This window comes from Staphylococcus simulans, assembly GCF_002994445.1.
GTDB classification, from domain to species: Bacteria; Bacillota; Bacilli; order Staphylococcales; family Staphylococcaceae; genus Staphylococcus; species Staphylococcus simulans_B.
Map to the genome: position 1 here is coordinate 17,459 of NZ_MRZJ01000006.1, position 11,577 is coordinate 29,035.

10 protein-coding genes are annotated in these 11,577 nt (G+C 39.1%); 8 read left to right on the top strand and 2 right to left on the bottom strand.

Annotated features, from left to right (window positions below):
- Positions 1-67 precede the first annotated feature (67 nt).
- The 7 genes from C7N65_RS08745 to C7N65_RS08775 all read left to right on the top strand — a co-directional run bounded on the left by C7N65_RS08745 (position 68) and on the right by C7N65_RS08775 (position 8,291).
- Complete coding sequence (locus C7N65_RS08745) at positions 68-1,273, top strand: DegT/DnrJ/EryC1/StrS family aminotransferase (RefSeq protein WP_105994099.1); 1,206 nt, start codon at positions 68-70, stop codon at positions 1,271-1,273.
- A complete protein-coding gene (locus tag C7N65_RS08750) occupies positions 1,270-2,379 on the top strand; it encodes an ATP-grasp domain-containing protein (RefSeq protein ID WP_105994100.1) in 1,110 nt (369 codons plus the stop codon). Before C7N65_RS08745 ends, C7N65_RS08750 begins: the two co-directional genes overlap by 4 nt.
- Positions 2,380-3,282 carry an NAD-dependent epimerase/dehydratase family protein gene (locus C7N65_RS08755; protein WP_105994101.1) on the top strand — a complete coding sequence of 301 codons (903 nt, stop codon included), beginning with the start codon at positions 2,380-2,382 and terminating at the stop codon, positions 3,280-3,282.
- On the top strand, positions 3,260-3,850 hold the full coding sequence (locus tag C7N65_RS08760; protein WP_105994102.1) for a sugar transferase: 591 nt from the start codon (positions 3,260-3,262) through the stop codon (positions 3,848-3,850). The genes C7N65_RS08755 and C7N65_RS08760 overlap by 23 nt, the downstream gene beginning before the upstream one ends.
- Positions 3,851-3,866: 16 nt before the next feature.
- Positions 3,867-5,123 carry a glycosyltransferase gene (locus C7N65_RS08765; RefSeq protein ID WP_105994103.1) on the top strand — a complete coding sequence of 419 codons (1,257 nt, stop codon included), beginning with the start codon at positions 3,867-3,869 and terminating at the stop codon, positions 5,121-5,123.
- 172 nt (positions 5,124-5,295) lie between these two features.
- Complete coding sequence (locus tag C7N65_RS08770) at positions 5,296-6,753, top strand: O-antigen polysaccharide polymerase Wzy family protein (protein WP_105994104.1); 1,458 nt, start codon at positions 5,296-5,298, stop codon at positions 6,751-6,753.
- A gap of 2 nt (positions 6,754-6,755) precedes the next feature.
- Positions 6,756-8,291 (top strand): oligosaccharide flippase family protein, encoded by a 1,536-nt coding sequence (locus C7N65_RS08775; protein ID WP_105994105.1) that lies wholly within the window; start codon positions 6,756-6,758, stop codon positions 8,289-8,291.
- Between the two features lie 91 nt (positions 8,292-8,382).
- Here C7N65_RS08775 and C7N65_RS08780 read toward each other — a convergent pair whose 3' ends face one another.
- Positions 8,383-9,105, bottom strand: a complete 723-nt coding sequence (locus tag C7N65_RS08780; protein ID WP_105994106.1) for a hypothetical protein — start codon at positions 9,103-9,105, stop codon at positions 8,383-8,385.
- Positions 9,106-9,268: 163 nt separating this feature from the next.
- On the opposite strand from C7N65_RS08780, the gene C7N65_RS08785 reads away from it, so the two are divergent.
- Positions 9,269-10,831 (top strand): DUF6056 family protein, encoded by a 1,563-nt coding sequence (locus C7N65_RS08785; protein WP_105994107.1) that lies wholly within the window; start codon positions 9,269-9,271, stop codon positions 10,829-10,831.
- A 67-nt stretch (positions 10,832-10,898) separates the two neighbouring features.
- On the opposite strand, the gene C7N65_RS08790 is transcribed toward C7N65_RS08785, so the two are convergent.
- The gene (locus C7N65_RS08790) at positions 10,899-11,468 is read right to left on the bottom strand and encodes a TetR/AcrR family transcriptional regulator (protein WP_105994108.1); all 570 of its coding nucleotides are present in this window, start codon (positions 11,466-11,468) and stop codon (positions 10,899-10,901) included.
- Positions 11,469-11,577: the final 109 nt, after the last annotated feature.

Below are 11,577 nucleotides of genomic sequence, written 5' to 3' on the forward strand. Positions count from 1 at the left end.
TTCGGAGTATTATTTCTTCTTATTGTTTGCAAGAGATAATAGTTAGAGGATAAAGGAGAAGATAGATATGCAAATACCATTTAGCCCGCCACAAATTTCTGAAGAGGCAATTGAAAGTGTCGTTGAAACATTAAGAAGCGGATGGATCACAACGGGTCCTAAGACACAAGCATTTGAAGAGGCTTTGACTGACTACATGGGAACATCAGGTACAGTCGCAATGAATTCTGCGACGGCAGCTTTAGAAGTCACGTTACGTCTGTTAGGCATCGGAGCGGGTGATGAGGTGATTACATCAGCGTATACGTATACAGCTTCAGCATCTATCATTGCACATGTAGGTGCAAAGATTGTATTAGTTGATACGCAAGAAGACTCATTAGAAATGGACTATGAGCAGTTAGCATCTAAAATCACTTCGCGTACAAAAGCCATTATTCCTGTAGATATTGCAGGACAATTGTGCGATTATGATAAAATCTTTGAAATTGTACAACGCAAACAAGACTTGTTCAGTACTGAAAATCCTGTGCATGCTTTATTAAACCGCATTGCGATTATTGATGACGGTGCACATTCTTTCGGTGCGAGAAAAGGCACAAGATGCAGCGGCAGTTTTGCGGACTTCACTACGTTTTCATTCCATGCGGTAAAGAATCTGACAACAGCTGAAGGCGGTGCTGTGACTTGGACGAGAGATTATGAAGCAGATGGCTACAATCTGCCTAAATTGTTCAAAACATCTATTTTGCACGGCCAAAGCAAAGATGCGTTATCTAAAATGCAAAAGGGCAACTGGGAATATGACATTACTGAACTTGGCTATAAATTTAATATGACAGATATTAATGCGGCAATTGGATTGGATCAGTTGAGTAAATACGAGGATAATTTATCCCGCCGCAAAGAAATCGTGCGTTTATATGAAGCGCATTTGAATCCTGAATTTATTCAGACATTAAAGCATTTTGATAATGATAAAGAGTCCAGCTGCCACCTTTATATCACTTGGATTAAAGGCGCAACTGAAGCACAACGCAATGATATTATTCAGCGTTTGGCAGAGCAAGGTATCGCAACGAATGTGCACTACAAACCTTTACCAATGTTTTCAGCGTACCAAGCCTACGGCTTCAATATTGAAGACTATCCGAATGCTTATGCGCACTATGTTAATGAATTGACGCTGCCATTATATCCGCAGCTGACAGATGAACAAGTAGAATTTATCGTTCAGCAAGTCAATGAAGCAGTCGGCGGGGTATTAGTATGAAGAAGGTCTTAATTTTAGGTGTGGCACCTGTACAAGCAGAAGCGATTGAAAAGCTGAATGACTTAGGTTATGAAACACATGCGATTGCGATGAAAAAAGATGGCCCAGGTGCAGATCAAGCAGATTACTTCAGCGAAATTAATATCATTGATCAGCCTGCAGTCAAAGCGTATATCACTGAACATGGTATCGATGCGGTATATTCTGTCGGTTCTGATTTAGCAATGCCTGTCGCTAATCAATTATCTGAAGCATTGGATTTACCGCATTTTGTGAGCTATGAAACAGCTTATGCTTGTAACCATAAAGATGAAATGCGTGCGCAGACAAAGGGAATCAAAGGGTCTGTACCTTTTGAAATTACAACAGATCCAAAGCATCAAACACAAATAGACTATCCCGTGTTCGTCAAACCGACAGATGGGCAAGGCCAACGCGGTATCACGCTTGTTGAAAATGCATCAGATTTACCGGATGCGATTCAATTTGCGGTGGAACATTCAAGAGAAGGTGCGGCAATTATCGAACGTTATATTGATGGGTATGAAATTTCCGTTAATGGTTATGTCGTTAATGGTAAGCTGGAATTTACATTAGTATCCATGCGCGAAACTTGGCCGCAGCATCCAGGATTGATTCATAAACACATTATTGATCCGGATTATGATTATCCGCTTGATTCCATTCAACAAGCTATCCAAGCGCATCTTGAAACTTTGAAAATAGATAACGGGCCTGTCTATGCGCAAGTAAAAGTCATGGATGATGAAGCATTCATTATTGAAATCACACCGCGCTTTGATGGTTGCCATATGCATAAATTAATACAATACTATAATCAAGACGAGTTGCTGGAAAAGACATTCAAACATTTGCTGGATGGAGAGACACCAGAATTCACAACGCCGGATACGGTACAGCCGATTGTGCTGGAATTTATGTGCGAAACGCCGAATCAAGCGATTGATTACGACCAATTCACAACACCGGATGGGACATTGGAAAGTTATCGTTATTATCATCAAGGCGACCACATCCGACCGGTCAATGGTGTTTATGACAAGGTAGGTTTTTATATCTATCCTCTTAAAAAGGAGGACAAATAAATGGCATTCAGAATTACAGGCGGGACAGGTTTATTAGGCAGATACTTCACAACATTGCTTGAAGAAAAAGGCGAAGACTATACAATATTATCTCGCCAAGGCAATGATGAGGCGCAGCGTATTCAAACAGATTATTCAAAAGGTTCGCTTGAAATGGTCTTTCAAGAAGGTGATGTCATTGTACATTTAGCCGGAAACAGAGGACCGACCGCTGAAATCAGTACGTATACATCCGAACTTCAAATGGCACAAAATATTTTTGAAGCCGCAATAGCTAAAAAGTGTCGGCACGTTATTGTCGCATCTTCGATTTCAGTATACGCAGATGAAACAACGCTGCCGTGGAAAGAATCAGATGCGAAACAAGATGTGCCTAAATCATTGTACGGTTTAAACAAGGGGTATGTTGAGGCACTTGCGGCGTATTATCAAGAACGTAAGCAGCTCAATACGACTTGCCTGCGTTTCTCGCATTTATTCGGTGCGAATGAAAAGAATAATTATATGATTAATTATTTTATGCGCTTGGCTTGTTTAGGCAAACCATTGACAGTGATGGGAGAAAGTACAGTACCGCGTGAATTCTTATATGCAAAAGATGCTGCACAAGCCATTTGGCAAACTGCAGTACAATTGCCGTCATCCTTAGTCATTAATGTCAAAGGCAGTGAAGCTTTAACCAACTTAGAAGCAGCTCAACAGATTAATGAAGCCTTTCATAATCAAGCCGGCATTGAACGTAAAGATGAAGATGTGCCTGATTTCTTTACACCGTCTTATATGGATGGGACAAAAGCACAAGCTGAAATCAGCTTTGTGCCGCAATATAGTTTCTTACAGGCGCAGCAAGAAATTTATCAAGAAATGGAGCGACTAAGCGATGAGTTACCAGAAAAATATTAAAAGAATCCTGGATGTAGCTTTGTTTATTGCGTTATTGCCGATTCTGATTGTTGTCGCATTGCCTGTCAGCCTTGCGATTAAGAAAGAAGATAAAGGCAGTATTTTATATAACGGACAACGTCTAGGTGTAGGGATGCTGCCGTTTAAGATGCATAAATTCAGAACGATGAAAGAAAACGCAGAAGATATCAGAAACGCTGACGGCAGTACGTTCAACAGCGACCAAGATCCGCGTGTCACAAAGATTGGACAATTCTTACGCAAATCAAGTATTGATGAATTGCCGCAATTATTGAATGTGCTAAAAGGCGACATGAGCTTTGTCGGTCCGCGTCCAAGTCCGTTAGGCAATGAACATCGCTACCCAGATTACTATAAGACAAAGTTTCATGTGAAACCCGGTATTACTGGATTAACACAAGCGTTACTGCGCAATAGTGCATCAATGGAAGAACGCATGCGTTTAGATGCTTTTTATGCAGCAAATGTCAGCTTTACAATGGATGCGTTTGTGATTTACAAGACGATTTCAACTGTGCTGCTTCAAAAGAATATTAATCAGAAGTAAGAAAGGAATAGAACCCATGCGAAAAGAATTGATTCTGTTAACCAATTACTTCCCGTATTATAAAGGCGAGGAGTATTTAGAAGAAGAAATAGATTATCTTGCTGAAGCATTTGATCATATCATTATTATTCCCACAATGGTCAGCCCTAAGATGAAGTTAACACGCGAGGTGCCGGATGTGGCAACGGTATTAGACTTGCCTTTCCCGCAAGGTTTAAAAGATAAAGCGGTCAATTTTTTCAAAACAGCACCGAATATTCTGCTGAAACATCATCGTGTGTTAGGTATCGGTGAAAATGCTGGGTCTTTAAATCCCTATAAGTGGACGTACAATCTTTATTTTGAAGCGAGAACAGATGCTATCTATCAAGATTTAGTACGTTCGCATCTGCTGCCTGAAAATAACGGCACTACGCAGTTGTATATTTATAGTTATTGGTTTTACATTACAGCCAATTTAGGTGCGAAGCTGAAACATGATTATTACGGCGATGCATCGATTCCGTTGATTTCGAGAGGCCACGGTTATGATGTCAACGATTATATTAAGCCTTTCAGCTTCTTGCCGATGCGCCAAAGCATGTTGGCGCGTGTCGATGCACTCTTTCCTGTTTCAGATACGAGCACACGCTACTTGAGAGAAAAGTTTCCGAAGTATGCGGATAAAATAGAAACAAGACGGTTAGGAGTCGGAGAAGGGGACTTTCAAGTCTCAGAACGCAATCCTAACTTGTTCGTCAGCTGTTCCACAATCCGCAAATTGAAACGCTTAGATGTCATTATCGATGCACTCGCGCAATTAAGCGAAAAAGGTTACGACTTTAAGTGGGTACATATCGGAGACGGTCCTGATGCTGAAAAGATTGCGGAACTGGCAAAGGAAAAATTAAAGCCCGAACAATATGAATTAATCGGACGTTTGCCTAACACTGCAGTCAGAAAATGGTATCATGACCATAACCCGACACTGTTCTTGAACACGTCTGAATCTGAAGGTGTACCGGTGTCTGTAATGGAAGCGATGGCGAATGCGATTCCTGTCGTTGCGTCAGATGTAGGCGGTACGTCAGAAATAGTAAAACCTGAACAAAATGGTTTGCTGATCAGCGATGCTTTAAATCCAGATGATGCGGCTGAAGCAATTGAATACTTCATCAATCTTTCAGATGAAGCTTATTACAATTATGCACAAGGTGCGTATCAATCATGGCAGACACTCAGTGATTCTGAAACACTATATACAGCGTTTGCGCATGCATTGGCACAAAGATAACGCGAAAGTACGGCGCTACAGTACTTGGAGAGGCAGGTTGGGATAATTGGTGGAAAGAAGTCTATGCATTTTGTGAGATGTATCAGAGCTACACCTATGACACAACGAGAGGCAAGACTTTAATGAGGTAATCAATCACAAATAAGTAATGAATGAGTGAGTAGGTGGAAGTTTGGCCAGATTATTAAGATGGAGCATACTGGGCATTGCGGTAATTATGCTCGCCTTGGGCATTATTTTCTCGAATATTACGCTGTTATTCAGTGCGCTCTTATTATTTTTTCTGAACAATATCATATATGGATTGGAATCCTTTAACCAGCGGGTCATCTTCTTTATGTTTAATGTGACCTTCTTTGTCTTCTTAATGGGAAGAATGGTCGTAAGCAAACTTTTCCATTATCATGAGAAAGACTTTAAATTGCTGGGAACATATTTTACAGACCAATCCATTATTTTCAATATTTTAATCATGTTGAGTTTAAGTCTGTTTTGTCTCTTCTTAGGTTATGCGCTGTTAGATCGCGAAGTACATCGCGGATTCAATCAGTTCCAACCAATAGAGACAAAGTACAAACAAAATATCAGAACCATCAGCTTGTTTGTGTTTGCGGTAGCAATTGTCTTCAAATTGGTTTATTTAGCTGAAGCTATTCAAGCATCGCAAGCACAAGGGTACTATGCATTCTTTTCTAACTTTAAGTCTAACTTGCCAGGCGCATTTGTATTAATCAGCAGAATGTTCCCGGTCGCATTTTTTATCTACCTTGCGACTTTGCCGGCAAAGAAGAAAGCATGGCTTGCGATTGCGGCCTTTTTGCTTGTGGATGGTTTATCCGTTATGACAGGTTCAAGATCTGACTTTATGCTGGATGTGCTGATACTCTTTATCTATTTCTGTTACCGTAACCGTTTAGCTAAAGATACACAGACAGACAAATGGTTCGGCAAGAAGACGATTATTACAGGTGTCGTATTAGCACCGATTTTGCTTGCGGTTATGAATTTTGTCGGAAACAATCGCGGCGGTACTAAAACAGAAGGCGGTTTCTTTGATGCATTGCTGTCATTCTTCTTCTCGCAAGGTATCAGTGTGAATGTTATCGGTTATACGATTGAAAAAGCTAAAGAAATTCCAGATAAGATTTATTCCATCGGTCCTTTGACAGAATATGCGGTATTTAATATTTGGGGCAATTTGACGGGCGGCCAAGGCGGATGGTCAGGCCAATCTGTTGAACGTGCTTTAGACGGCTACCAATATTCTCATACTATTTCCTATGTCATTATGAAGGATTTGTATTTAAAGGGTGTAGGCTATGGTTCAAGTTTCGTTGCGGAAACGTATCATGATTTCGGCTATGTCGGCATGATGTTTGCGAGTTTGGTGATTGGGATTCTCATCGCTTTATTTACACGCATGCTTACTGCTAAACACATTATGTTTATCGCAGCAGCACTGATCATGGCGCGTATGATGTTATTCATTCCGCGTGCGAGTACTATCGCATTTATTATTGATACTTTTTCACCCGCGAACATTTTCACAGTGATTGTCATCTTTGGTTTAGAACGTGTCTTGCGTCCGTATCTCAATCGACGCCGCAATCACCGTAAACAGGAGTTATGAGTATGAATCAAAGAAGAGCTGGAGCGGTTTTATCCTACATATCTATATTCGGAAATATTTTAGTCGCAGTACTGTATACACCTTTCTTTATCAGAACACTCGGCACTTCGGAATATGGATTGTATAACTTAGTATTATCTTTCTTAGTCTATTTGAATATTATGGACTTGGCTTTTGGTAATACCATTGCGAAATTCTTATCGCAAAATCGAGTGAAAGGCTCGAAAGCACAAGAAGCTCGTATTCTTGGTAATATCTTGAATATCTACTTCTTGTGTTCATTATTAGTCGGATTAATGGGGATCGTGTTGTACTTTAATGCAGAGGCAGTCTTCGGCAATGCTTTAGCACCTAAGCAGCTCTCTGAATTAAAGCTGATGTTAATCTTTATTATCATCAACATTATGATTTCATTTTATCCGGGTATCTTTAACGGTATCTTGCAAGCATACGAATACTTTGTAATCGCAAAGAGTATGCTGCTGATTCGTGTCGTGACACCATCGATTTTAGCGACACCTTTCTTATTGATGGGCTATGGTGCTGTTACGATTATTTTAATCACGTTAATCGTTAACTTTGCATGTATTTTCTTAGGTATGATTTTATGCAAACGCAAAGTCGCTATCCGCTTTGATTGGAAAGGCGCACTCTCTATCTCGCACTTAAGCCAGCAGAAACAATTGAATCTGTATTTAGGTTTAGTATTGTTTTCAATTGCTATTGAACAATTAACACTGAATTCAGGACAGATGATTTTAGGTGCGATTAACGGTACTGTCGCAGTCGCGATTTATGTAATTGCTGTACAGTTTGTTAAAATCTTCCAACAGTTCGCAACTTCTATCAATAACGTCACGTTTCCAGGGTTTTCAATGCTGGTCGTAGAAGGTGCAGATAATGATCGGCTGTTGAAACAAATGGTCAGAATCAGTCGGATTCAGTTAATCGTTCTATCCTTTATTCTATCTGGATTTGTAATTTTCGGTGAGAATTTCATTGTTATTTGGGCAGGACCTGATTTTCGTCCGGCTTATATCATGACAGTATTATTAATGTTTACGATTACGTTTCAACTTTCTCAACTGCCGGCTGTCAGTATTATTCAAGCACATAACCGCCAAACATTTCGATTCATTGCACTTGCGGTCACACTTGTTTTGGCAATGGGTGCCGCCGCATTATTAGCCCCGAAATACAGCGGTTACGGTGTATCGATTTCGATTGCTGGTTTCAGCTTTATCGGCTATACGCTGATTATGAACTGGTATTACCACTATAAAATCGGTTTGAATATGTATCGTTTCTGGTTTGAAATGGGTAAAATATGGTTGCCGATGTTAATTGTGACAGCGGTATATTACTTCATTTATCAATGGATAGCGGAAGCTTTAGGCAAAGGCTTAGTGATTTTAGGTATCAATATTATTATATATTCTATGCTGTATTCAGCAGTCTTATGGCTGGTGATTATGAATCAAAGCGAGCAGCAGATCGCAAAGAATATCTTGAAGCGTTTTAAACGCAAACAAGCATAATTTATTAATTTCATAGCTGTTATGACAAATAAAAAAGGTCGTTGTAAGTAAAGTACTGCAACGACCTTTTGCGACCTGGAAAACCAATGCATCAGAACATGCTTTTCAGAACTTGTATAAAGTGGAGTGCATAACAGATATACCAGATTCCTGAGATGCATAGGGCAAATGCGATAGCGGCTAAACCGCTTTGAATCCATTTGCTTGGAATTAAAGTGAAACAGCGGGTACGGCCGTTCCAATTAATGTTGAAGCGGTTGAAGTACACAATGAACAAGAAAGGCATTGTGACATACAACGCTCTAAACATAGGACTCAGCAACAAGCCTTTCATAGCATCTTTTTGCTGGCCTGTTATCAAGTTATGCAGCTGATGCAAGAAAGCGTCAGGTCTTGTTTGACCGAAACTTTCCAGCCACCAATCCGCAAAGAAAATCGCAAAGCATCCGATAAAAGCAGAAAGTACAATCACCAGACGGATGGCAAAATCAGCCCATGGGCGTTTTACAGCGGATGCTTTCAAAACGAGACGCTGTGTCAAAAGGAGCTGAATCAAACAAAGCAGGCATCCGATGGCACAGGCTGCTGCGCTATATTCCAGCGCAAAGAAACTATGATAGAGTTTCGGCAATAAGGCATTCGGTTTATGTAATAACAGTATCAGCGTGCCTAATAACACTGTGTTGATCAGCACAGTATAAAATAAAAAGGCAGTTATCCATTTCATAGTACGTGTTTCGCGACGTATGAAGTATAAATCCAAAATGGTAAAGATAAGGCCGATGAAGAGATATAAACTGATTTGTATAATCATGATGTGTTGGCTCCTTATAGGTTGAAAATGATGTTTTTTAGTTGACTCTATTGATAATAAATAATTTTACTATTAAAAACAAAAATTGTCAGTAAGGAAGTGTTCCCAGTATGAATTTCACTTCAGTATTTGATTATATTAAAACAACAAGGAGCATGGCATCATGAATTTTTTAAAACAGCAAAAGCAATATGTCATCTTTATTTTAATTGCAGCTTTTTATTTTGTATTTGCGTCAGTGATTCCATTAGCACAAGACGATTGGGAATGGTATGTGACGGGATTGGATCAATGGTTTAATCGTCATTTTGAAGATTTGAACGGCCGCTACATCGGCAACATATTAGAAATTTTAGTCGTCAGAAATTTACTACTGAGAATGGTTGTGTATACAGTCGTCTCAATGCTGGTATTATGGATGATTTTGCGGCTGATACATAAAGAGAACAGCCATGCTTTTTTAGTCATGGCCTTTACAGCGTTATTGTTGATGCCAAATCCCATCTTTAAGCAAACCTATGCGTGGTTTGCCGGATTCAATAATTATGTGACCAGTGCATTATGTGCTTTAGTGATTTTAGGCATGGTGATTCAAATTGTGACCTATCGCGACCAGCAGCCTAAGTATTACCAACAGACTGAACTTATCTTGTTTTATCTCGCTTGTCTTGCAGGGCAGTTATTAATGGAATCTGTGACGCTTTATAATATAGCGATTATCGGTGTGGGATTAATTGTATATTGGATGATGTATCGTAAAATCAATACCAAGTTATTAATAGGATTAGGCTTTGCTTGTATTGGATCAGTTATCATGTTCAGTAATCCGAATTATTTAAACATGTTAAGCGGCAATACGTCATATCAAAAAGTAGGGGCTGCGACGTCGCTTTCTGATAAAGTGATAGAAACGATGATAAGAACGATTCCATATCATGGCTATTTCACGAGTGCAGTCTTTTTAACGGTGTTAGCGATGGTATTGCTTTATGTACTTTACCATAGTCCGAAGTTTATGAATTTGGCAGCGCGCTATAAAATCATACTGACACTTGGAATTGTATGTTTTACGGTTTATAAATACATTATTTATGACGGCTTTAAACTAGCAGACATGGTACATGTGCCATGGATTGCTTTGTTGAACAGCAGTGTATGTTTGATTTACTTTTGTGCAATAGCAATCGGTGTTTACTTTGTCGGTTTGCCGAGACCGGCGTTATTGACGGTATATTTTTGTTTCGCATCGATTGTTATAGTGGAAATGCCTTTATTTGTAGTTTCTCCGGTCGGACCTAGAAGCTTTTATTTTGTCTATTTATTATGGTTGATTGTTTTACTGACCTTGTTGAAACAAATACATCTGCCGATGCGAAGAACCACTGTGATTTTCGGCAGTATTGCATTGGTTTCGAGTCTCTTATTCCTAAGCGTCTTTTCATTTATGACTTATACGAATCATCAACGTATTGAAAAGCTGAAAGATGAAGCGGAACATGCACAAAAAGGACAAGTTATTACTGTTGAAAACTTGCCCTTTGAAGCATATACGCAACATACTTCGCCATGGTCTGAAGAAACACAGCGTGTCTTTAAACAATATTGGCATATTTCAAATAAGGTTCAGTTGAAGTTTGTACCTTACGGTGAAACGTACAAACAAGAGAAAGAAGAAAAGATAAAGAAAGCAAAAGAACAAAAGAAAGCTGAAAAGAAGACAGAATAAGAAAATGAAATAAAGATAAAAATCAGAACGCATGATGAACAGTGTCATAATGTGCGTTCTGATTTTTTTATTGTTTTAACTTGATATTGACGAGTTGGTTAAAGATTTTATCAAGCTTTTCTGGATACTCCATAGAAAGTAAGCTGCAGTTTTCATCGAAATCGCTTTGATAATTCCATTCTCCGATAGCTGTAATCACTGAATCGAAGACACGTGCGACAAGTTCAATCGGGACTTCATTCGGAATCTCGATTTTATCTTCGTTATCGATAATGTCTTGGCGCAATTTTTGAATGAATAAAGACGTGACCGTTTCAAAGAACTCTTTGTCATGTCGCTGTTTAATATCGATTTTATCTACAGGGTGGCTCATGAAGACGTTGAGTGATTGGAAAGGCTGTCTGATACGTTCTCGGATGTCTGTTTCAAAGTAGTCTTGTGTAATATCATTCATTAAATAGGTTAATAGATCATATTTATCATAAAAGTGCTTATAGAAAGTAGTGCGGTGAACCAGTGCTGTTTGGCAGATCATATTTACAGTGATATTTGAAAACATCTTCTCTTCAAGCAATTGAAAGAGTGATTGGGATAATGCACGTTTGGTTTTTATAACACGCAAATCATTTTGATTCATAAATAATCTACATCTCCTTTTTTATGTCGTCTAAATATATAGAAAGGCTGAATTATAGCTGGAAATTTAAGACTCAGCCTGTACAATATGGAATATAAATAAACTACTG

Bases quoted from the DNA above. Each gene is read 5' to 3' on its own strand.
- C7N65_RS08745 (WP_105994099.1), top strand. From the start codon at position 68: ATGCAAATACCATTTAGCCCGCCACAAATTTCTGAAGAGGCAATTGAA.
- C7N65_RS08750 (WP_105994100.1), top strand. From the start codon at position 1,270: ATGAAGAAGGTCTTAATTTTAGGTGTGGCACCTGTACAAGCAGAAGCG.
- C7N65_RS08755 (WP_105994101.1), top strand. From the start codon at position 2,380: ATGGCATTCAGAATTACAGGCGGGACAGGTTTATTAGGCAGATACTTC.
- C7N65_RS08760 (WP_105994102.1), top strand. From the start codon at position 3,260: ATGAGTTACCAGAAAAATATTAAAAGAATCCTGGATGTAGCTTTGTTT.
- C7N65_RS08765 (WP_105994103.1), top strand. From the start codon at position 3,867: ATGCGAAAAGAATTGATTCTGTTAACCAATTACTTCCCGTATTATAAA.
- C7N65_RS08775 (WP_105994105.1), top strand. From the start codon at position 6,756: ATGAATCAAAGAAGAGCTGGAGCGGTTTTATCCTACATATCTATATTC.
- C7N65_RS08780 (WP_105994106.1), bottom strand. From the start codon at position 9,105: ATGATTATACAAATCAGTTTATATCTCTTCATCGGCCTTATCTTTACC.
- C7N65_RS08785 (WP_105994107.1), top strand. From the start codon at position 9,269: ATGAATTTTTTAAAACAGCAAAAGCAATATGTCATCTTTATTTTAATT.
- C7N65_RS08790 (WP_105994108.1), bottom strand. From the start codon at position 11,468: ATGAATCAAAATGATTTGCGTGTTATAAAAACCAAACGTGCATTATCC.